We start from the raw sequence: 21,834 nt of genomic DNA, 5'->3' as shown, positions 1-21,834 counted from the left end.
CTCACTCCTCGTTCGAGGCGGAGGACTCGACGACGCGGACGATCGCCTCGGCGACCGCGCCGGCCACCAGCGGATCGAACACGCTCGGGATGATGAAGCTCGCGTTGAGCTCGTCCTCGCCGACGCGGGAGGCGATGGCCTCGGCGGCTGCGACCAGCATAGGCGGCGTGATGTCGGACACGCCCGCGTCGAGCAGACCACGGAAGAAGCCGGGGAAGGCGAGCACGTTGTTGATCTGGTTCGGGAAGTCGCTGCGTCCGGTCGCGACCACGGCGGCGTGCTTGGACGCGACGATCGGGTCGACCTCGGGGGTCGGGTTGGCCATGGCGAACACGATCGCGTCGTCGGCCATCGCGGCGATGTCGTTCTCGTCGAGGACGTTCGGTGCGCTCACGCCGATGAAGACGTCGGCGCCGACCACGGCCTCCTTGAGCGTGCCCTGGAACCCGCGCGGGTTGGTCGTCGCGGCGATCTCGGTGCGGTGCGCGTCGGTGTACTCACCGCCGCCGTGGATCGCTCCGTCGCGGCCGGCGGCGACGATGTCGTGCGCGCCTTCGGCGAGGAGCAGCTGGATGATCGCGTTGCCGGCGGCGCCGACGCCGGAGACGACGATGCGGACCTCGCCGATCGTCTTGCCGACGACCTTGAGCGCGTTGCGCAGGGCGGCGAGGGTGACGATCGCTGTGCCGTGCTGGTCGTCGTGGAAGACCGGGATGTCGAGCTCTTCACGCAGACGGGCCTCGATCTCGAAGCAGCGGGGAGCCGCGATGTCCTCGAGGTTCACGCCGCCGTAGACGGGGGCGATGGCCTTGACGATCCGGATGATCTCCTCGGTGTCCTTGGTGTCGAGGCAGACGGGCCACGCGTCGACGTTCGCGAACTGCTTGAAGAGGGCGGCCTTGCCCTCCATGACCGGGAGCGCGGCCTCGGGGCCGATGTCGCCGAGGCCGAGGACGGCGGTGCCATCGGTCACGACGGCGATCGTGTTGCGCTTGACCGTGAGCTTGCGGGCCAGGCTCTTGTCCTCGGCGATGGCGAGGCAGACACGGGCGACGCCCGGCGTGTAGGCGCGGGAGAGGTCGTCGCGGTTGCGCAGCGGAACCCGCGGGTTGACCTCGAGCTTGCCGCCGAGGTGCATGAGGAACGTGCGGTCGCTGACGAGGCGCACGGTGACGCCCTCGAGGGCGTCGACGGCTGCGCGCACGCGGTCGGCGTGCTCCTCGCCCGTGGTGTTGCAGGTGAGGTCGACGACGATCGTGGTCGGGTGCGACTCCACGACGTCGAGGGCGGTGACGGCTGCGCCGGCCTCCGCGGCCGCCGCGGCGAGCTCGCTGGTGACGCTGAACTTGGACGGCGCGTCGATCCGCAGGGTGATCGAGTTTCCTGGTCCGGGATTCGCCATGTTTCCTCCTCGTCGAGGTGAGCCCGGCCGAGTCGCCGTGGCACACGAGATGCTTTTCTTCAGAAATCTTCAACGATTTTCGTATCGTGGAGTCTATTGTCTACTTTATGGAAGTTCGACGCAAGAGTCGAGGTATTCGAGACGAGATTTTCGACACGGGGCTCTCGCATGATGGAATGATCGCGACACTGGGAGGTTTCAATGGCTGAGAGCAAGACCCCGAAGAGCGCCGGATCCGGAGTGCAGTCGGTCGAGCGCGTCTTCGAGCTCCTGGAACTCGTGACGGATGCCGGTGGTGATGTCACGCTGAGCGAGCTCGCGGCATCCACCGATCTCCCCCTCCCGACGATCCACCGCCTGCTGCGCACGCTCGTGTCGCTGGGCTACGCGCGGCAGCTGCCGAACCGACGCTATGCGCTCGGCCCGAGGCTGATCCGCATCGGCGAGGGAGCGCAGCGTCAGTTCGGCGCCCTCGCCCGCCCCCAGCTCAAGGGCCTGGTCGACGCGCTCGGCGAGAGCGCCAACATGGCGGTGCTCGACGGCGACATGGTCGTCTACGTGGCGCAGGTGCCGTCGCTGCACTCCATGCGCATGTTCACCGAGGTCGGCCGCCGCGCGCACCTGCACGACACCGGCGTGGGCAAGGCGATCCTCGCGCAGCTCCCGAACGACACCGTGCGCGGCATCGTCAGCAGGGCCGGGATGCCGACCCCCACGGAGCACAGCATCGGCACGGTCGAGGACCTGCTGGCCGAGCTCGACGTGATCCGCGAGCGCGGCTACGCGATCGACGACCAGGAGCAGGAGATCGGCGTGCGCTGCTTCTCGATGGCGGTGCCGGATGCTCCGACCCCGACCGCCGTGTCGGTCTCGGGCCCGATCTCGCGCGTCGACGAGGCCTTCGGCGGACGCGCCGTGCCGCTGCTGCGTCGCGCGGCCGAGGCGATCGTCGCCGAGCTCAACGACTGAGCCCCGACCGACACTCGCGGCCTCGCGCTGCACTCCCCTGCGCGACACCGCACCGGCATCCACCAGCTCCGATGCCTTCGCACGCTCGGGCTGAGAACGCACGCTCGGGCTGAGAACGTACGCTCGGGCTGCCCCCGCACGCTTGGGCTGAGAACGCACGCTCGGGCTGAGAACGCACGCTCGGGCTGACGAATCCGCGAAGATCCTCAGCCCGAACGTGCTTTCTCCTCCCGAACGCGCGCGCCGGCTACTCCGCACCGGGGACACTCGCACCGACGTGCGCCCGAAACTAGCCCCGCACGCCCGGACTCACCCCGCACGCCCGGACTCACCCGCACGCCCGGACTCACCCGCACGCTCGGGCTGAGAACGCACGCCCGGGCTGACGAATCCGCGAAGACCCTCAGCCCGAACGCGCTTTCTCCTCCCGAAGCGGCGACAACCACTCCGCACCGGCATCCACTCGCGCCGACACAAGCCCGAACTGACCCGCACGCCCGGGCTGAGAACGCACGCCCGTACTAACCCCGCAGGCCCGGGCTGAGAACGCACGCCCGGGCTGACGAATCCGCGAAGATCCTCAGCCCGAACGTGCTTTCTCCTCCCGAGGCGGCGACGACCCGCGCGCGCCGGCTACTCCGCGTCGGAGCCGCTCGTGCCGGCGTTCACGTCGAGGAGGCGGTACTTCTCCGCCGCCTGGGCCGGGGCCGCGGCATCCACTTCTCCGCGCTTCGCGAGCAGCTGCAGGGTCCGCACGACGATCGACGGACCGTCGATCTTGAAGAAGCGCCGCGCGGCGGCCCTGGTGTCGGAGAAGCCGAAGCCGTCGGCGCCGAGCGTCGCCCAGTCGTTCTTCACGAACTGGCGCACCTGGTCTGGCAGGTCCTTGGCGTAGTCGCTCACGGCGACGATCGGCCCCTCCGCCCCCGCCAGCTGCGAGACGAGGAACGGCGTGCGCGCGCCACGTCCGAGGAACTCGTCCTCCTCGGCGGCGACCGCGTCACGGCGCAGCTCTGTCCACGAGGTGACCGACCAGACGTCGGCCTGCACGCCCCAGTCGTCGCGCAGCAGCTGCTGCGCCTCGAGCGCCCAGGTCGCTCCGATGCCGGAGGCGAGCAGGTGCGTCTGCGGGTTCTCGACGGCGGAGATGCGGTGGATGCCGCCGAGGATGCCGTCCACGTCGACACCCTCGGGCTCCGCCGGCTGCACGATCGGCTCGTTGTAGACCATGAGGTTGTAGATGCGGTTGCGGTCGGTCGAGTCCGGTCCGTACATGCGCTCGATGCCGGCGCGCATGATGTGCCCGATCTCGTAGCCGAACGCGGGGTCGTAGGTGACGACGGCCGGGTTCGTCGCCGCGAGTAGCGGGGAGTGCCCGTCCGCGTGCTGCAGGCCCTCGCCCGTCAGGGTCGTGCGCCCCGCCGTGGCCGAGATGAGGAAGCCGCGGGCCATCTGGTCGGCCGCCGCCCACAGCGAGTCGCCGGTGCGCTGGAACCCGAACATCGAGTAGAAGACGTACACGGGGATCAGCGGCACGCCGTGCGTGGCGTACGAGGTTCCCGCTGCCGTGAACGCGGCGATGGACCCGGCCTCGTTGATGCCGACGTGCACGATCTGCCCGCTCGTCGACTCCTTGTACGACAGCACGATGTCACGGTCGACGGCGAGGTAGTTCTGACCGTTCGGGTTGTAGATCTTCGCGGTGGGGAAGAACGCGTCCATGCCGAAGGTGCGGGCCTCGTCGGGGATGATCGGGACGATCCTCTTGCCGAACTCCGGGTCGCGCATGAGGTCCTTCAGCACCCGGACGAACGCCATCGTCGTCGCGGCCTGCTGCTTGCCGGAGCCGCGCGCCGCGACCTCGTACGCCTTGGCATCGGGCAGCGTGATCTGACCCGAAGCGTTCGGCCGGCGCTCCGGCACGAAGCCGCCGAGCGCGCGACGGCGCTCGTGCAGGTACGCGATCTCGGGAGCATCCGCACCAGGGTGGTAGTACGGCGGCTGGTACGGGTCGGCCTCGAGCTGAGCATCCGTGATCGGCACCCGCAGGTGGTCGCGGAAGTCCTTGAGGTCCTGCAGCGTGAGCTTCTTCATCTGGTGCGTCGCGTTGCGCGCCTCGAAGCGCTGCCCGAGGCCGTAGCCCTTGACGGTCTTCACGAGGATGACGGTGGGCTTGCCGTTGCGCTGCATCGACTGCTCGTAGGCCGCGTAGACCTTGCGGTAGTCGTGGCCGCCGCGCTTGAGGCCCCAGATCTGGTCGTCGGTCAGCCCGTCGACGAGGGCGCGGGTGCGCTCGTCGCGGCCGAAGAAGTTCTCGCGGATGAACCCGCCCGACTCGGCCTTGTAGGTCTGGTAGTCGCCGTCGACCGTGGTGTTCATGATGTCGACCAGGGCGCCGTCGGCATCCGCCTCGAGCAGGCCGTCCCACTCGCGACCCCAGATGACCTTGATGACGTTCCATCCGGCGCCGCGGAAGAAGCCCTCGAGCTCCTGGATGATCTTGCCGTTGCCGCGCACGGGGCCGTCGAGCCGCTGCAGGTTGCAGTTGACGACGAAGGTGAGGTTGTCGAGGCCGTCGTTCGCCGCGAGCTGCAGCAGCCCTCGCGACTCGGGCTCGTCCATCTCGCCGTCGCCGAGGAAGGCCCACACGTGCTGGTCGCTCGTGTCCTTGAGGCCGCGCCCGTGCAGGTAGCGGTTCGACTGCGCCTGGTAGATCGCGTTCATCGGGCCGATGCCCATCGACACCGTCGGGAACTCCCAGAACTCCGGCATGAGCCGGGGGTGCGGGTAGGACGAGAGCGCGTGACCCTCGCGCGACTTCTCCTGGCGGAATCCGTCGAGGTCCTCCTCGCTGAGGCGGCCCTCCATGAAGGCGCGGGCGTACATGCCGGGAGAGGCGTGGCCCTGGAAGTAGATCTGGTCGCCGCCGCCGGGGTGGTCCTTGCCGCGGAAGAAGTGGTTGAAGCCGACCTCGTACAGGGTGGCGGCGCCCGCGTAGGTGGAGATGTGGCCGCCGACGCCGATGCCGGGGCGCTGCGCGCGGTGCACCATGACGGCGGCGTTCCAGCGCATCCAGGCACGGTAGCGGCGCTCGAGCTCCTCGTCGCCGGGGTACTCGGGTTCATCGGCGACGGAGATCGTGTTGATGTAGTCGGTGGTCGCGATCGGCTCGGAGCGGATGCCGGCGCGATCGACCAGCGTGCGGACGATCTGCTCGCCGCGGTCGGTGCCGCGCTCGGCGATCAGGGCGTCCAGGGATTCGAGCCACTCCGCGGTCTCCTCGGGGTCGAGGTCGGCGGGGAGGGCGGCGGAGGCGCGATTGTCGGTCACGATTCGGCCTTTCTTGTTAGATGGGTCATGCGTCGAGTTCAGGAGAGGAGTCAGCGATGAGCAAGGGACGGATCGCCGTGGTCACAGGCGCGGGGTCGGGGATCGGACGGGCGGTCGCACGCGCGATGCTCGAGGACGGCTTCTGCGTGGCGCTGGCCGGGAGACGGGAGGAGGCGCTGCGGGAGACCGCGGACGGGCATGCGGATGCTCTCGTCGTGCCGACGGACGTCACCGTGGAGTCCGAGGTCGAGGCTCTCTTCGACCGCGTGGTCGCGGAGTGGGGACGCGTCGACGTGCTGTTCAACAACGCCGGGGCGTTCGGGCCGACGGCATCCGCGGCGGAGATCTCCCCGGCCGACTGGCGGCGCACCCTCGACGTCAACCTGACGGGCTCGCTGCTGTGCGCCGGTGCGGCCATGCGGGCGATGATCGCGCAGCAGCCCTCGGGCGGCCGCATCATCAACAACGGCTCCATCTCCGCTCAGGTGCCGCGGCCCCTGTCGGTCGCGTACACGGTGAGCAAGCACGCGATCACGGGGCTCACCCGGTCGATCGACCTGGACGGGCGCCCGCACGGGATCTCGGCGGGGCAGATCGACATCGGCAACGCCCGGACGTCGATCATGTCGGAGATCGGCGTGGGCGACGGCGCCCTGCAGGCCGACGGCTCGCGTCGGGTGGAGCCGACCTTCGACGTCGCGGATGCCGCGCGGGCCGTGCTCTTCATGGCGCAGCTGCCGGCGGAGGCGAACGTCGCGAGCCTCACGGTCGCGGCATCCGGCATGCCCTACGGGGGCCGCGGCTGAGAGGAGCGCGGGGGTCCTGTTCATCTCGGGACCTCCTCGTCCTCTCGCCGGTGTCGGCATCGGGTGGCTGCGGGGTTCGGGGTGAGCCCGGTGCGTCATCGAACGAGCTCACCCCCGATGCGCCGGCATCGGATCCGGTGCACCCCCGAGTACATACATTCCGTATTATGGAATAATACTTTCAGTATGTGTAACTAGTGTGTCGATCAGAGGCGCTCTTGTCAAGGTTCTGCGGGGTCCGTTCGCCCCGTCGGGCCGAGCGGACCCCGCAGGGAAGCCGCATCAGTGACCGGAGCCCCCGGGCTCCTCGTCGACGACCGTGATCGGCGTGCCCTTCGCGTCGATGAGCGTGCCGCCCTCGTAGCGGTCGCCCTCGCGGAGCACCCGGATGACGTCGGTCTTCACGGCCCTGACGGGGCTCGCGGCGAAGACCGACGGGTTGTCGGGAGTGCCCTTCGAGAAGTGGTTGAACACGAGGTTCAGCAGGATCGCCATGATCGCCGCCGAGCTGATGCCCGATCCGAAGATGACCTGGAACCACGTCGGGAAGTTCGAGTAGATGTCGTGGTTGACCTCGGGCAGCACACCGAACGACAGCGACGCCGCCACGATGATGAGGTTCATGTTGCCGTCGTACTTGACCTTCGAGAGCGTCCGGATGCCGGATGCCGTCACGGTGCCGAAGAGCACCAGGCCGGCGCCGCCGAGGACGGCGGTGGGCACGGCGGCCACGATGCGTCCGAGCACCGGCAGCAGGCCGAGGATGATGAGGATGACGCCGCCGGCGGCCACCGCATAGCGGCTCTTGATCTTCGTGACCGCGACCAGGCCGACGTTCTGCGCGAAGGCGCTCTGGGTGAAGGAGTTGAAGATCGGCGAGATGGCGCTGGACGCCATATCGGCGCGGAGACCGGCGGCGATGCGCTTGCGATCGACCTTCGAGCCGGTGATCTCGGCCACCGCGATGATGTCGGCGGTGGTCTCGGTGAGGATCACCAGGACGACGATGGTCATGGAGACGATCGCGGCGAGATCGAACGTCGGGACGCCGAACGCGAACGGGGTCGGGAAGGCGAAGATCGGCCCCTCGAACACCTTCGAGAAGTCGGCCTTGCCGATGAGGGCCGCGAACACGGTGCCGATCACCATCGCGAGGAGGATCGACAGGCGCGAGATCGTCGAGTTGCCGAGCTTGCTCAGCAGCATGATGACGAGCAGCGTGAACCCGGCGATGCCGACGAACACCGGATCGGCGTAGTTGCCGGCCTCGGGATTGGCGCCGGTGATCCAGCGCGCCGCCACGGGGACCAGCGAGAGGCCGATCATCGTGATCACGGTTCCGGTGACGACCGGCGGGAAGAACCGCACGATCTGCGCGAAGAACGGCGCGATCACGAGCCCGATCAGCGAGGCGACGATGACGGCGCCGAACACGGCCGGCAGCCCGCCTCCCTGGTTCACGATCGCGAGCATCGTCGCGACCCCCGCGAACGAGACGCCCTGCACGAGCGGGAGCTGCGAGCCGAAGAAGGGGATGCCGAGGGTCTGCAGGAGCGTCGCGAGACCGCCCATGAAGAGGCAGGCCGCGACGAGCACACCGACCTCGGTGGGGGTCAGGCCTGCAGCTGCGCCGATGATGAGCGGCGGCGCGATGATGCCGCCGTACATGGTGAGGACGTGCTGGAGCCCGAACGTGAAGGCGGTGCCGAGACCGAGGCGCTCGTCCTCCGGCCGGTCCGACTCGGTCGTGGTCTTGGTCTTGGTCTTGGCCTTGCTGGTGCTGCGTGCAGCGAACATCTGGTGGACCTCCTTGTCCGGGACCCGCTCTTCGGGGTGGGCATGATGGGCGTGATGGGCATGACGAATGATGCTCGCTCGGGGGAGCGGGCATGGCGAGGGTCGGGGGCGGGCCCGGTGCGTCGGGAAACGGACCCGCCCTCGGCGCCGGACGATCATCCGGCGCAGTGTTCAGGGCGAGGAGCGGAGCGGCTCCCCGCCCTGACGATCAGCAGAAGCCGGCGATGCCGCTCCAGGACCAGTGGTCGGTGTCCGCTCCGTCGCGCAGGAACGCCGCCTCGATGAGGCCGTAGGGACGGTCGGCGGCGAAGAAGACCTCGTTGGGGTTCTCCAGGCCGAACGGCGACAGGTCGACGACGAAGTGGTGCTTGTTCGGGGTGGAGAAGCGGATCTCGTCGATCTCGGGGTGCGCCTCGAGAACGGCCTCCGCCATCTCCTTCAGCGTGTGCTGCAGCGCGTACGAGTAGTTGCGCGAGAAGCCTGCGAGGAGCAGCCGGCGGACGTCCGCGAAGGTCTCGTTGAAGTCGAGATCGTTGCGGTTGTAGCGCCACTTGGCCGTGACCGAGGTGGCGAGGATGCGGTCCTCGGTCTCGGGCAGCGTCGTGTACCTGTCGCGCGGGTAGCCGACGAAGCCGCTCTGGGTGGACTTGAGCACCGTGAGGTCCTGCAGACCGGCGATGACGACCGTGTCGTCGCCGTCGATCTGCACGACGGCGGTGCGGGTCTCGGTGCCCGCGCGCACGAAGGCATGGTCGTGGGGGCCGTCATCTCCCTCGATGCGGGCCCAGGTGTACTGCTCGGCAGCCCAGCGGCCGCCGGTGACCCAGTCGAACTCGCCCGTGAAGTGGCGGCCCAGACGGAGCAGGAACTCCTCGGGACTGCCGATGCCGTCCTTGGCGAACGCGTACACCGTGTTCTTCTGCGTGTCGGTGGCGACGCAGTGTGCGTTGTCGCCCTCGAAGTGCACCGCCTCGAAGTCGCCGCGCAGCTGCGAGGTGACGTTCAGGTCTTCGATCTCGTGGCGAGCGGTGTCGCGCGTGATGCGGACGACGCGGTTCTCGGCCTTGCCGTACTGGTTCTTGCCCAGAATGATCTCGGTCATTTTCTACTCAGCTTCCTCGGTAAGTGGAATAGGCGAACGGGCTCAGCAGAAGCGGCACGTGGTAGTGCGCCTGCTCAGAGTCGACCAGGAAGGTCAACACCACCTCCGGGAAGAAGGTGTCCGTGTCGATGCCGGCGAAGTAGGCCGCGGTGTCGAACCGGAGGCGGTAGGCACCGCTCTCCAGCCGCTCCGGGCCGAGCGCTTTCACCCGCCCGTCGGCATCGGTGAGGCCCGTACCGATCCCCGACCATCCGTCGCCGACTCGGGCCTCGAGTACGACGGCGACGCCGGGCGCGGGGCGCCCGATCGATGTGTCCAGGATGTGGGTGGTCACGTGAGAGACGCTCATGCGCGCGCTCCTTCTGTCTCGATGGCGCCGGCGAGCCGGAGCGCGGCGATCTCGCGCAGCTGCTGGTCGATGACGACCAGCTCCTGCGCGGGGGTGTTGCCCAGGCGCTCCTGCAGCAGGGCGAGGATGTCGTCGGCCGTGCGACCGGCCGCGCGGACCAGGTACACCCGGTCGAATTTCGCCTCGTAGGCCCTGTTGCCTGCGGCGAGGGCGTCGGCAGCGCCGGCGTCGACGCCCGCCTGCTCGCTGCGGGCGTGCGCCGCTTCGGCGCTGTCGCCCTGAGCGCGCTCCCCGATGCGGGGGTGGTGCGCAAGTGCGGCGTCGAGCTCTCCCTCGGAGAGGGGCGCGGCGACCGCCATCGCGGCATCCGTGAGCGCCTCGACCGAGGCGTAGGGGCGGCCGTCGACGATCGCGTCGTACCAGCGGGGAATGTCCAGTGCAGGCTTCGCGATGCTCAGAGCGTCATCGCGGGTGCTGGAGTTGAACTCCTCGAGCAACATCTTTGATCCTCAAGCACATACTGGCATCCGGCGCGTAAGACTATACGGAATCTCCCCTGTCGAGGAGTCTTGCTCTTTCCGTATGCCGGAACTGTTATTTCAGCATGTGTAAACAGTATGAGCAGGATGGTCGACGGTGTCAACCCTCTCCGCCTACTTTCCCAGATTTCGGCGCGGTGCGACACGACGAAGCGGCGGGACGCATCGCGCCCCGCCGCTTCGATCAGACGGTCAGACCCCGAGCTCGGCGCGCAGGCGGGCGACGTGGCCGTCGGCATCCACGCCGTACTCGGCGCGCTGCACGACGCCGTCGCCGTCGAGCACGAAGGTCGAGCGGATGACGCCGTCGAACGTGCGGTCGCCCACGGTCTTCTGCCCCCAGACGCCCCACGCCTTCGCCACGGAGGCGTCGGAGTCGGCCAGCAGCGGGAAGGTGAGCGCTTCGGCATCCGCGAAGGCGCGGATCTCGTCGACGCTGTCGGGCGAGACGCCGATCACGGCGTAGCCCGCGGCGTTCAGCGACGACAGGCTGTCGCGGAAGTCGCACGCCTCGGTCGTGCATCCCGGCGTCGCGGCCTTCGGGTAGAAGTAGACGACGACGTTGCGGCCGGCGTAGTCGGCGAGCGACGTGTTCTTGCCATCGGCGTCGGCGAGGGTGAACGCGGGGGCGGTGTCCCCCGGGGCGAGCGTGTCGGTCATGATCTCTCCTTGTGTGTCCGGTCTGGGTTGAGGATGCGGTGCACATCCGGTCGTCGAGCGAGGAGCGCCGCGATGAGAGGAGGCGCGCCTCAGCGCACCACGATGTGGACCTCGAACGCCTCGGCGAGCTGCATGATCTTGCGGGCCCTGCCCAGGCGAGGCAGATCGCTGCCGTCGCGGACGATCCTGCCCCTGGCCTCGAAGTCCTCGAGGAACTCGAACGCCCACTCGACGTCGGTGCGGGTCGGGCTGATGACCTCGTTGACGACGGGCGTCTGATCGGGCGACAGGCACAGCTTGCCCGTCATCCCCATCGAGACCGTGATCGCCGACTGCTCCCGCAGGAGCGGATGACTGGAGCCGACGGTCGGGCCGTCGATCGGACCGGGGAGGCCGGCCGCACGACTGGAGATCACGAGGCGGGCGCGGGGGTACGCCATGGCCTCCCGGTCGGCGGACATCCCGGTGTCGCGGCGGAAGTCTCCACTGCCGAAGGCGAGACGGAACGCGCCCTTGGCGCGGGCGATCTCGGTCGCGTTCTCGATGCCGATCGCGGACTCCACGAGCGCGACCACCGGCACCTTCGCGCCGAGGCGGTTGTAGGTGTCCATGACCTGCCCGCCGAACTCGGTCTTGGCCAGCATCACGCCGCGCAGGCCGGGGGCGGCGCGCAGCGCCTCGATGTCGGCGGCCCAGTGCTCGCTCGTGGCGTCGTTGATGCGCACCCACGCGCTGCCGCCGGAACTCAGCCAGTCCACGACATCCTGACGCGCGGAGTCCTTGTGACTCGCGTCGACGGCATCCTCGACGTCGAGCACGACGGCGTCGGCGTGCGACGCGGCGGCTTCGTCGAAGGTCTCCGGACGGGTGGCCGCGACGAGCAGCCAGGAGCGGGCGAGCTCAGGCGCGACCTCGCGCGCGGTCACCGGCGCCAGCGGAGCCAGAGGAGCGTTCATGATTCTTTCCGTTCTGTGAAAATCACTTTCTACATTCCGAAAAGTCTAAACCGAGGTGCGCCCGGCCGTCCAGAGGGGTCGCAGCGCGTCGAGGACGACAGCGGCGACCGCGCGCTTGGACCCGGATGCCGTCGCCGTCACGAGGCCGTCACTCCCGAGCACCATCACCTCGTTCTCGCCCGCCTCGAAGCCGCGCTCCCAGCCCACCTCGTTCACGACCAGCAGATCGACGCCCTTGCGCTGCCGTTTGCGCCGAGCCCGGGCGAGCAGCTCCTCCTCGTCGCCGGCGGTCTCCGGCGTCTCCGCCGCGAACCCGACGATCACCTGCCCCTCCCGACGCGCGCGCACCAGCCCGGCCACGATGTCCTCGTTCTCCACGAGCTCGATCACCGGGATCCCGCCCGACTCCTTGGTCAGCTTGCGATGCGCCACCTCGACGGGCCGATAGTCGGCGACGGCCGCCGCCATCACCACCGCGTCGGCGGTCTCCGCGGCATCCGCCATCGCCAGAGCCAGCTCGGACGCGGTGCCCGCCTGTCGGATGCGGATCGACGGATGCCGCGCCCCGGCCAGCACGTCGCCGGCGATGTTCGCCGCGATGAGCGTCACCTCCGCGCCGCGGGCCGCGGCCTCTGCGGCGAGCGCGACGCCCTGCCGTCCGCTGGAGCGGTTGCCCAGGTAGCGCACGGGGTCGATGGGCTCCCGAGTGCCGCCGGCCGAGATCGCGATCCGCAGACCGGCGAGGTCCTTCGGGGCGAGCAGCGCGAGCGCGGCATCCGCGATGTCCTCGGGCTCGACCATCCGCCCCGGCCCGCTGTCGCCGCCGGCGAGCTCGCCCACGGCCGGGCCGAGGATGTGCACGCCCCGATGCTGCAGGGTCTCGATGTTCGCCTGGGTCGAGGGATGCCGCCACATCTCCGCGTGCATCGCGGGGGCGATGAGCACCGGCGCCTCGGTGGCGAGCAGCGTCGTGCCGAGGAGGTTGTCGGCGATGCCCGCGGTCATCTTCGCGATCGTGTTCGCCGTCGCGGGCGCCACGACGATGAGATCGGCGCCCTGCCCGAGCGCGACGTGCCGCACCCTGGCGACGTCGTCGTGCACGCTGGTGGTCACCGGGTTGCGGCTGATCGCCTCCCAGGTGGGCAGTCCGACGAAGCGCAGCGCGTCCTCCGTGGGGACGACCGTCACCTCGTGTCCGGCCTTGATCAGCAGCCTGACGAGCTGCACGGACTTGTACGCGGCGATTCCGCCAGTGACCCCGACGACGATGTTCACGCTCTCGATTCTGCCTCAGCAGCCGCGCGCGCGGGTCGCCTTGACCACCTCCGACCGTGGTCATAGGCTTTCAGAACCCCGAATGCTACTTTCAGAACTCAGAAACAGAGTTCCGTATCTCGGAATGTTGACCCGCCCTCGACGAAGAGGAGACGCCCATGAGCGATCCCGCCGTGACCGTGAACGGGGTGCGTCGCGCCCTCTCCGAGACCGCGACGCACACGACGGCCCTGGACTGGCTGCGCGGAGGCGGCCTCTCCGGCAGCAAGGAGGGCTGCGCCGAGGGCGAGTGCGGCGCCTGCGCCATGCTCCTCGCGACGCCAGCGCCTGACGGCGGCACCGCGTGGACGCCGGTGAACGCCTGCCTCGTCCCCGTCTACGCCCTCGACGGGCAGGAGATCGTGACGGCCGAGGGCCTCGGAGACCCCGAGCGCCTGCACCCCGTGCAGGAGAAGCTCGCCGAGGCCGGCGGCTCGCAGTGCGGCTACTGCACCCCCGGTTTCGCGTGCAGCATGGCCGGCGAGTACTACCGTGCGGATCGCGCCGCGCCGGAAGAGGAGTGCCCCGTCCACGACGCCGAGCACGGCCCCAACGGCTTCGACCTGCACGCGCTCAGCGGCAACCTGTGCCGCTGCACCGGCTACCGCCCCATCCGCGACGCCGCGTACGCCCTCGGCGCACCCGAGAGCGACGACCCCCTCCAGCAGCGCCTCGCACAGCCCGCGCCCGCCGCCGTCGCCACCGACGTCGAGGTCGGCGGATCGCGCTTCGTGCGACCGGCATCCCTCGGCGACACCGTGCGGATGCTGCGCGACGAGCCCGACGCGCTCCTCGTCGCCGGGTCGACCGACTGGGGCGTCGAGGTGAACATCCGCGGCCGCCGCGCCCCCTTCGTCGTCGCGATCGAGCACCTCCCCGAGCTGCGCGGCCTCACCGTGACCGAGGAGCTGGTCGAGATCGGCGCCGCCCTCTCCCTCTCGGAGGTCGAGAAGGGCCTCGACGGCGCCGTGCCGCTGCTCGCCGAGCTGTTCCCCCAGTTCGCCTCCCGCCTGATCCGCAACCGCGGCACCTTCGGCGGCAACCTCGGCACCGGCTCCCCCATCGGCGACACTCCCCCTGCGCTGCTCGCCCTGGGTGCCCGGCTCGTGCTCGCGAGCGCGGGGCCCGACGGAGATGTCGTGGAGCGCGAGGTCGAGCTGTCGGAGTACTTCACCGGGTACCGGCAGACCGTCCGCCAGCCCGGAGAGCTCATCAAATCCGTGCGCATCCCCCTCCCGCTGGCGGGGGTCACCGCCTTCCACAAGATCGCCAAGCGCCGCTTCGACGACATCTCCAGCGTCGCCGTCGCCTTCGCCCTCGACATCGACGCCGGCATCGTGACCGCCGCGAGGATCGGCCTCGGCGGCGTCGCCGCGACGCCGCTGCGCGCCACGGCCACGGAGGCCGCGCTGATCGGGCGACCGTGGAACGTGGAGACCGTGCGCGCGGCCTCCGAGGTCCTGGGCGCCGAGGGCACGCCGATGTCCGACCACCGCGCCAGCTCGGAGTACCGCTCGCTGATGCTCAACACCGCGCTGCTGAAGCTGTACAGCCGAACCGTCATCGAATCGAAGGAGGTGCCGGCATGAGCACGCTCGCCGACCGCCCCGAGAACCCCGTCGTCGGCCTGCGCGCCGCCCACGAGAGCGCCGCACTGCACGTCACCGGCGCCGCCATGTACACCGACGACGTCGCCGAGCACACCGCCGGGGTGCTCACCGCGTGGCCGGTGCAGTCCACGAACGCGCACGCGAAGGTCACGATCGACGTCTCCGGCGCCTACGAGGTGCCAGGCGTCGTGCGCGTGCTCACCGCCGACGACGTGCCGGGCCTCAACGACGCCGGCATCCGCAACGACGAGCCGCTGTTCCCCAGCGAGGCCATGTTCTACGGCCACGCGCTCGTGTGGGTGCTCGGCGAGACGCAGGAGGCCGCCCGCCTCGGCGCCGAGCGGGTGACGGTCGAGTACGAGCCGCTGCCCTCCGTCATCACGGTGCAGGACGCCCTCGACGCGCAGTCGTTCCAGGGCACGCCGCGCACCGTGCAGCGCGGAGACGCCGCCGCCGGCCTCGCGGACGCCGCGCACGTGTTCGAGGGGGTCACCGAGTTCGGCGGCCAGGAGCACTTCTACCTCGAGACGCACGCCTCCTTCGCGATCCGCGACTCGGAGGGGCAGTACTTCATCCAGTGCTCCACCCAGCATCCGTCCGAGACCCAGGAGCTCGTCTCGCACGTTCTCGGCATCCACTCCAACGAGGTCACCGTGCAGTGCCTGCGCATGGGCGGCGGCTTCGGCGGCAAGGAGATGCAGCCGCACGGCTTCGCGGCCATCGCGGCCCTCGGCGCGAAGCTCACCGGGCGCCCCGTCCGGCTGCGACTGAACCGCACGCAGGACATCACGATGACCGGCAAACGGCATCCGTTCCACATCGCCTGGAAGGTCGGCTTCGACGAGGAGGGGATGCTGCAGGCGCTGGACGCCGTGCTCACCTGTGACGGCGGATGGTCGATCGATCTCTCCGAGCCGGTGCTCGGTCGGGCACTGTGCCACATCGACAACGCCTACTGGATCCCGAACGTGCACGCCTACGGGCAGATCGCGAAGACCAACAAGACCTCGAACACCGCCTACCGCGGCTTCGGCGGACCTCAGGGCGTGTTCCTCATCGAGGACATCCTCGGTCGCGTCGCGCCGCAGCTCGGCATCGATCCGCTCGACCTGCGCCGGCGCAACTTCTACCGGCAGGGGCAGACCACCCCGTACGGGCAGGTCGTCAAGGACGCCGAGCGCATGTCGACGATCTGGGACCAGCTCTCCTCCGAGGCCGAGGTGGACGCGCGCCGAGCCGAGATCGCGCGGTTCAACGCGACGAGCCCGCACGCCAAGCGCGCGCTGTCGATGACGCCGATCAAGTTCGGCATCTCGTTCAACTTCGCCGCCTTCAACCAGGCGGGCGCCCTCGTGCACGTGTACAAGGACGGCTCGATCCTGATCAACCACGGCGGCACCGAGATGGGCCAGGGCCTGCACACCAAGATGCTGCAGGTCGCCGCCACCGCCCTCGGCGTCGAGCTGCACTCGGTGCGGCTCGCCCCCACGCGCACCGACAAGGTGCCGAACACCTCGGCGACGGCGGCATCGTCCGGCGCCGACCTCAACGGCGGTGCCGTGAAGAACGCGTGCGAGCAGATCCGCGACCGGATGGCTGCGGTCGCCGGACGCCTGCTCGGCGTCGACGAGCGCGACGTGCGCTTCGGCGGCGGGTACGTGACGGCGCTGGGCGCCCCGGTGAAGAAGGTGTCGTTCGCCGAGGTCGCCAAGGCCGCCTATCTGCAGCGCGTGCAGCTGTTCGCCGCAGGGTACTACCGCACCGAGGGCCTGCACTGGAATCCGGAGATCATGCAGGGCTCCCCGTTCAAGTACTTCGCCTACGGGGCGGCGGCGACAGAGGTCGAGGTCGACGCGTTCACCGGCGCGTACCGGGTGCGCCGGGTCGACATCGTGCACGACGTGGGCGACTCGCTCTCCCCCATGCTCGACATCGGGCAGATCGAGGGCGCGTACGTGCAGGGCGTCGGCTGGCTGACCCTGGAGGAGCTGCGCTGGGACACCAGCGACGGCCCGCACCGCGGACGCCTGCAGACGCAGTCGGCATCGACGTACAAGCTGCCCAGCTTCTCGGAGATGCCGGAGCGGTTCCACGTGCGCCTGTTCGAGAACGCCCGCGAGGAGGGCGCCGTGTACGGGTCGAAGGCCGTGGGCGAGCCGCCGTTCATGCTCGCGTTCAGCGCCCGCGAGGCGCTCCGCGACGCCGTGGCCGCGTTCGGACCGGCGGGCCACTCGGTCGAGCTCGCGTCACCCGCGACACCGGAAGCGGTGTTCTGGGCGGTACGCACGGCGCAGCAGGCGGCGCAGTCCGCGCTCGCGTCCGTCTGAGGATCCGGATGGACTGGCTCGACGCCCTGCAGGAGCTGCGTGCACGACGCAGCCCCGCGGTCGTCGTGACCCTGGCGGTCGTGCGAGGTCACGCCCCGCGCAACGGCGGGGCGAAGATGGTGGTCTCCCCGGATGCCGTCTTCGGCACGGTCGGCGGAGGCAACCTCGAGGAGACGGCGATCGATCGCGCCAGGGAGATGCTGGCCGCGGGCTCCGCCGAGCCCGAGCTGCTCACGCTGACCCTGAGCGACAAGGCCGTGACCGAGTACGGCGTGCAGTGCTGCGGAGGAGAGGTCACCATGATGCTGGAGCCGATCAGGGTCGTCCCGACCGTCGCCGTCTTCGGCATCGGACATGTGGGGATCGAGCTCGCCCGCATCCTCGCCAGGCACGAGCTCGACCTGCACCTGATCGACTCGCGACCGGCGATGCTCGACGTCGCAAGGCTGGGCGACCCCGGCCGCAGCGGGGTGCTCGCCGATGCCGTGGCCCGGGTGCACATCACGCACGCCCCCGTGCCGGAGTCGGCGCTGGCCGCGCTGCCGGCGGGGGCTCACGTGCTCGTCATGACGCACGACCACGTCGAGGACCTGGCCGTGGTCGACATGGCGCTGCGCACCCCGGACCTCGGCTCGATCGGCCTGATCGGCTCGGCGTCGAAGTGGGCGCGATTCCGCAAGAGGCTCGGCGAGCTCGGGCAGACGGATGCCGATCTGGAGCGCGTCACCACGCCCATCGGCATCCCCGAGGTGGCGGGCAAGCAGCCGGCGGCGATCGCGGTCAGCGTCGCCGCACGGATGCTGCAGCTGATCGACGAGCAGGCGCGGCAGAGCGGATAGCTGCGGCCCTGGCCCTGGTCTCGTGGAGCTTCCTCTCGCGTCCCGCCATGCGAACGCACTGCGCGAGGAGCCGGAGCTGGCCCGCCACGACCCCTTCGACCGCTTCCTTCTCGCGCGGTCGTTCGCCGACGGGATGCCGCTGCTCACCGCGGATCACGTCCTCCTCGCACTCGGGCGCACCTGGGTGCACGACGCCCGCGCGTAGTCCGACGGGTCGGCGCGACGGAGTCTCCCCGGCGAACGGCACTCCCTTCGGCCCCCACTGCGGATGCCTTCCGCCGTTCAGTCGCCCGAGGCCTCGCGCCGGTAGCCGAGCTGGTGACTGATCGCTTCGGTGGTCGCGAGGAGCGTGTCGAGGTGGCCTCGGAGCTGGTCCAGGTCGACACGGCTCCGGAAGGCAGTGACCGACACCGCGCCCGCGACCTCGCCGGCGTGATCGCGCACGGGGGCGGCGATGCAGTTCGACAGATCGTCGTACTCTCCGTCGTCGACGGCCCAGCCGCGCTCCTGGACCCGGGTCAGCTCTCGCTCGTAGCTCTCCCGATCGGTGAGGGACCGTGCGGTGTAGGCGGGGAACGCGACACGATCCAGGACGGTGCGACGCGTGCCGCTCGGCACGTGAGCGAGAATCGCCTTCGCGACGCCCGCGGTGCTGACCACGACCTCGCCGCCGATCTCCGTGTTCAGCACGATCGAGTCCTGAGGTTCGATCTTGTCGACGTAGCGGATGCGATCGCCGTCCAGGACCGCGAACTGCACGGTGAGACGCAATTCGTCGCTGAGCGCCTTCAGGTGCGGGTGGGCGATGCCGCGCAGGTCGAAGTGCGCCATGGCCGACTTCGCGAGGGCGGCGAGACGGAAGCCGGTCCCGAACACCCCGGGGCTCGTCTGTCGCACGAGCCCGGCATCCTGCAAGGTGAGCAGCGTGCGCAGCACCGTGGTCCTGTGCACGCCCAGGATCGTCGCGATGTCCCCGGCGCTCCGGGGCTCGGCGCTGCACAGTTCCAGGATGGTTATCGCGCGTGAGACGGTCGAGCTCATGTACCGATCATGCCGCTTCCGGCCCGGGGTTGCGCTGAGCGGTGACGCCGACCCGCAGGATGGCGTTCGCGAACCGCCGCGTGTCGCCGGTGACGATGCACAGCGCGAGGTCGTCCGATCGGGTGAGCGCGGTGAACTCCGCACGCGGCACCGACCCGTGCGGCGCCGCGCCGACCGCCGACGCGGCCTCCCGTCCGACCTCTCCGAGTTCTTCGTCGGGGGCGGCCATCGAGGTGACCGCCTCGATCTCGATCGTCGCCGCCACGAGAGCGACGACGGACGGCACGAGCGGCGAGCCCGGCGCGAGGGCGAGGTGCACGACGACCGCTCTGGGGTTCACGGCCGTCGCCGATGCGAAGTGCGCGTCGGCGACGAGCACGAGCGACCCGTGTCCCGCCCGGGCGAGCGCCCTCAGCACCTCCGGGTGCGTGATCGGTGTGCGCAGCATCAGCTGAAGTGCTGTCCGCCGTTGACGTCGAGCACGACGCCGGTCGTGAACGAGGCGCCGGGCGAGCTGAGCCAGGCGACCGCCGATGCGACATCGGCGGGGCTGCCGGCGCGACCGACGGGGATCCCCTGCACCGTCGCGGCCTTCGAGTCGGCCGTGGTGAAGGTGTCGTGGAAGGGTGTCGCCTCGATGAAGCCGGGAGCCACCGCGTTCACCGTGATCCCCTGCGCGGCGATCTCCGCCGCGAGCCCGCGCGTGAAGCCGAACAGCGCTGCCTTCGCCGTGGCGTAGGCGGTCGCCCCCGCGTGCCCTCCGGTGCGCCCGGCGAGCGAGGCCACCGTGACGATGCGACCGCCCTCGCGCATGAGCGGGAGCAGGTGGTGGGTCACGAGGAACACGGAGTCGACGTTGAGCGCCTGCACGCGGCGGAACAGCGAGTACGGCATCTCGGCGATCGTCGATCGTTCGATGAGCCCGCCGGCGTTGTGGACGAGGATGTCGAGCATCCCCCTGCCCGCGACGCTGTCGCGCAGCTGCCGCACCTCGTCTTCGACCGTCAGATCGACGCGGAGAGCGATGGCGTCCCGACCGTCCGGAGTTCGCAGCCGTGCGAGAGCGTCTCCGTCCGGCTCGTGGGAGCGATAGGTGACGATGACTCGCGCACCCCGACGCGCGAGCTCTTCCGCGATGGCGGCGCCGATGCCGACGCCGCCCCCGGTGACGAGTGCCGTCCGTCCGCTCAGCTCGAGCGCGCGGTCGTGTTCCTGCGTGTCTGTCATGATCATGCCTCCGATTCGGTGCGGGCGTCGTTCGGCCCCAGGGCCAATGTCGTGTCCCCCTCGGGACGGTGACCGGCGAACAGCCACGTTCCGAGGGCGGTGAGCGCGAGAGCACCGGCGAGAAGCAGCACTCCGGCCTTCGTCGATCCGGTCGCATCGGTCAGCCATCCGACGACCAGGGGCGACACGAAGCCTCCGATGTTGCCCACGGCTCCGACGAGTCCGATGCCGGCGGCTGCAGCGGCACCGGCGAAGAGGCTGGCGGACATCGAGAGCATCGGGCCGATCGCCGTGTAGATGCCGATCGCAGCGACGGACAGCGACACCATCGCGAGCCAGGGCGACACGGAGAGCGTCATGCCCGCGCTCAGCAGGCCGATCGCCGCGACGCCGAGACTGACCGCGACGTGCCAGGCGCGCTTGCCCGTGCGGTCGGCGCGTCGGCTCCACCACAGCACGAAGCACGCGGCCGCCGCGTACGGGATCGCCACCACGAGACTGCGCTGGAACGGCGGGAACTCGCCGAGCTCTCCGACGATCGACGGCAGCCAGAACGCGAGTCCGTAGATGCCGAGGACCATGCCGAAGTTCAGCAGGGCGTAGGCCCAGGCCCGAAGATCCTTCAGCGCGGGAAGGAACCTGTGGTCCGCGGCGGTGACACGGGCGTCGTCATGGGCGATGACGGCATCCAGGGCGTCCTTCTCGTCCGTGGTCAGCCACCGCGCGGCGGCGGGCCGGTCGGTGAGGAGGAAGGGCACCACGAGGCCGAACAGCACCGCCGGGAGCCCCTGGATGAGGTACATCCACTGCCAGCCGTGCAGACCCGCCAGGCCGTCGAGTTCGAGGAGCGCACCGCTCAGGGGCGCTCCGATCATGTTCGCGATCGGCTGAGCCAGCACGAACACGCCGAGGGCGGCCGCCCGCTCGCGCACGGGGAACCAGAGGGTGAAGTAGAAGACGACGGCGGGGAAGAACCCCGCCTCGGCGATGCCCAGGAGGAAGCGGAGAACGGCGAAGGACGTCTCGTCGACGACGAACGCCGTGCCCATGGCCAGCAGCCCCCAGGGGATCAGGATGCGGGAGATCCATCGCCGGGCGCCGAACCGGTGCATGCCCGCGTTGCTGGGGATCTCGCACAGCGTGTACCCGATGAAGAAGAGTCCGGCGGCGAGACCGAAAGCGGAGGCGGTGAGGCCGAGGTCGGCGCTCATCGCCTCTCGCGCGAAGCCGACGTTGTTGCGGTCGAGGTAGGCGATGAAGTACAGCACGCAGATGAGGGGAAGGATGCGCCACCGCGCCTTGCGCACTGCGCGACTCAGCGCGGTCGATGGAGGACTGACGACGTTCGACATGAGGCTCCTTTGGCGCAGTGTCGATGGATGTGTGAGCGACTGTGCTCCCGATTGACGATACATCTATCGCACTAGCGGTGCAATAGATGCACTTTGTTGCGTGCGGCTCGAGCCTGAATCCTGCACTCAGAGAGATAGATCTCCACCATCCGGAATCCTGACTCCGCACTATGGACACTTCCCCGAGCCTGATCTAGAATCTCCTCAGGCCTAG

The 21,834-nt window shown here is 69.7% G+C and carries 19 protein-coding genes; 6 read left to right on the top strand and 13 right to left on the bottom strand.

Annotation, left to right across the window (positions count from 1 at the left end; genetic code table 11):
* Position 1 precedes the first annotated feature (1 nt).
* Entirely contained in the window at positions 2 to 1,402 is a 1,401-nt protein-coding gene (locus CQ047_RS13890; RefSeq protein WP_105676251.1) for an NAD-dependent malic enzyme, read from the bottom strand.
* Positions 1,403 to 1,603: 201 nt separating this feature from the next.
* On the opposite strand from CQ047_RS13890, the gene CQ047_RS13885 reads away from it, so the two are divergent.
* Positions 1,604 to 2,371: an IclR family transcriptional regulator gene (locus tag CQ047_RS13885; protein ID WP_105676250.1), complete on the top strand. Its 768-nt coding sequence runs from the start codon at positions 1,604 to 1,606 to the stop codon at positions 2,369 to 2,371.
* Between the two features lie 633 nt (positions 2,372 to 3,004).
* Here the strand turns inward: CQ047_RS13885 and aceE are convergent.
* Complete coding sequence (gene aceE / locus CQ047_RS13880) at positions 3,005 to 5,701, bottom strand: pyruvate dehydrogenase (acetyl-transferring), homodimeric type (RefSeq protein WP_223585686.1); 2,697 nt, start codon at positions 5,699 to 5,701, stop codon at positions 3,005 to 3,007.
* Positions 5,702 to 5,757: 56 nt separating this feature from the next.
* Here aceE and CQ047_RS13875 point away from each other — a divergent pair, with 56 nt between their 5' ends.
* Positions 5,758 to 6,507, top strand: a complete 750-nt coding sequence (locus tag CQ047_RS13875) for an SDR family oxidoreductase (RefSeq protein ID WP_105676247.1) — start codon at positions 5,758 to 5,760, stop codon at positions 6,505 to 6,507.
* Positions 6,508 to 6,789: 282 nt separating this feature from the next.
* Here the strand turns inward: CQ047_RS13875 and CQ047_RS13870 are convergent, their stop codons facing one another.
* The 7 genes from CQ047_RS13870 to coaBC form a co-directional block, all read right to left on the bottom strand.
* Positions 6,790 to 8,304 carry a nucleobase:cation symporter-2 family protein gene (locus CQ047_RS13870; protein WP_105676246.1) on the bottom strand — a complete coding sequence of 505 codons (1,515 nt, stop codon included), beginning with the start codon at positions 8,302 to 8,304 and terminating at the stop codon, positions 6,790 to 6,792.
* Between the two features lie 208 nt (positions 8,305 to 8,512).
* Positions 8,513 to 9,406 carry a factor-independent urate hydroxylase gene (pucL, locus tag CQ047_RS13865; RefSeq protein WP_105676244.1) on the bottom strand — a complete coding sequence of 298 codons (894 nt, stop codon included), beginning with the start codon at positions 9,404 to 9,406 and terminating at the stop codon, positions 8,513 to 8,515.
* Between the two features lie 7 nt (positions 9,407 to 9,413).
* Positions 9,414 to 9,755, bottom strand: coding sequence for a hydroxyisourate hydrolase (uraH, locus tag CQ047_RS13860; protein ID WP_105676242.1), 342 nt, complete (start codon positions 9,753 to 9,755; stop codon positions 9,414 to 9,416).
* Positions 9,752 to 10,255, bottom strand: coding sequence for a 2-oxo-4-hydroxy-4-carboxy-5-ureidoimidazoline decarboxylase (gene uraD / locus CQ047_RS13855; RefSeq protein WP_105676241.1), 504 nt, complete (start codon positions 10,253 to 10,255; stop codon positions 9,752 to 9,754). The genes uraH and uraD overlap by 4 nt, the downstream gene beginning before the upstream one ends.
* A gap of 231 nt (positions 10,256 to 10,486) precedes the next feature.
* Entirely contained in the window at positions 10,487 to 10,954 is a 468-nt protein-coding gene (bcp, locus tag CQ047_RS13850; RefSeq protein ID WP_105676239.1) for a thioredoxin-dependent thiol peroxidase, read from the bottom strand.
* Positions 10,955 to 11,043: 89 nt separating this feature from the next.
* Positions 11,044 to 11,910 carry a CoA ester lyase gene (locus CQ047_RS13845; RefSeq protein WP_105676237.1) on the bottom strand — a complete coding sequence of 289 codons (867 nt, stop codon included), beginning with the start codon at positions 11,908 to 11,910 and terminating at the stop codon, positions 11,044 to 11,046.
* 45 nt (positions 11,911 to 11,955) lie between these two features.
* Positions 11,956 to 13,185, bottom strand: a complete 1,230-nt coding sequence (gene coaBC, locus CQ047_RS13840) for a bifunctional phosphopantothenoylcysteine decarboxylase/phosphopantothenate--cysteine ligase CoaBC (protein WP_105676235.1) — start codon at positions 13,183 to 13,185, stop codon at positions 11,956 to 11,958.
* A gap of 158 nt (positions 13,186 to 13,343) precedes the next feature.
* Here coaBC and CQ047_RS13835 point away from each other — a divergent pair, with 158 nt between their 5' ends.
* The 4 genes from CQ047_RS13835 to CQ047_RS13820 are packed head-to-tail and all read left to right on the top strand — an operon-like array spanning position 13,344 to position 18,205.
* Complete coding sequence (locus CQ047_RS13835; protein WP_105676233.1) at positions 13,344 to 14,813, top strand: xanthine dehydrogenase small subunit; 1,470 nt, start codon at positions 13,344 to 13,346, stop codon at positions 14,811 to 14,813.
* Positions 14,810 to 17,161, top strand: coding sequence for a xanthine dehydrogenase molybdopterin binding subunit (gene xdhB / locus CQ047_RS13830; RefSeq protein WP_105676231.1), 2,352 nt, complete (start codon positions 14,810 to 14,812; stop codon positions 17,159 to 17,161). The genes CQ047_RS13835 and xdhB overlap by 4 nt, the downstream gene beginning before the upstream one ends.
* Before the next feature lie 8 nt (positions 17,162 to 17,169).
* Entirely contained in the window at positions 17,170 to 18,000 is an 831-nt protein-coding gene (xdhC, locus tag CQ047_RS13825) for a xanthine dehydrogenase accessory protein XdhC (protein ID WP_105676230.1), read from the top strand.
* A 22-nt stretch (positions 18,001 to 18,022) separates the two neighbouring features.
* Positions 18,023 to 18,205: a hypothetical protein gene (locus CQ047_RS13820; protein ID WP_105676228.1), complete on the top strand. Its 183-nt coding sequence runs from the start codon at positions 18,023 to 18,025 to the stop codon at positions 18,203 to 18,205.
* A 77-nt stretch (positions 18,206 to 18,282) separates the two neighbouring features.
* On the opposite strand, the gene CQ047_RS13815 is transcribed toward CQ047_RS13820, so the two are convergent.
* Genes CQ047_RS13815 through CQ047_RS13800 form a run of 4 tightly spaced genes read right to left on the bottom strand, consistent with a single transcriptional unit; the run spans position 18,283 to position 21,620 of the window.
* Positions 18,283 to 19,041: an IclR family transcriptional regulator gene (locus tag CQ047_RS13815; protein ID WP_105676226.1), complete on the bottom strand. Its 759-nt coding sequence runs from the start codon at positions 19,039 to 19,041 to the stop codon at positions 18,283 to 18,285.
* A gap of 7 nt (positions 19,042 to 19,048) precedes the next feature.
* On the bottom strand, positions 19,049 to 19,489 hold the full coding sequence (locus tag CQ047_RS13810; protein ID WP_105676224.1) for an RbsD/FucU domain-containing protein: 441 nt from the start codon (positions 19,487 to 19,489) through the stop codon (positions 19,049 to 19,051).
* The gene (locus CQ047_RS13805; protein ID WP_105676276.1) at positions 19,489 to 20,268 is read right to left on the bottom strand and encodes an SDR family NAD(P)-dependent oxidoreductase; all 780 of its coding nucleotides are present in this window, start codon (positions 20,266 to 20,268) and stop codon (positions 19,489 to 19,491) included. The genes CQ047_RS13810 and CQ047_RS13805 overlap by 1 nt, the downstream gene beginning before the upstream one ends.
* Before the next feature lie 2 nt (positions 20,269 to 20,270).
* Positions 20,271 to 21,620, bottom strand: a complete 1,350-nt coding sequence (locus tag CQ047_RS13800) for an MFS transporter (RefSeq protein ID WP_105676222.1) — start codon at positions 21,618 to 21,620, stop codon at positions 20,271 to 20,273.
* Positions 21,621 to 21,834: the final 214 nt, after the last annotated feature.

Source organism: Microbacterium sp. MYb72, from assembly GCF_002979415.1.
Lineage (GTDB): Bacteria > Actinomycetota > Actinomycetes > Actinomycetales > Microbacteriaceae > Microbacterium > Microbacterium natoriense.
The sequence above is the reverse complement of the archived record's forward strand: the minus strand, read 5'-3'. Positions and strand labels throughout refer to the sequence as shown.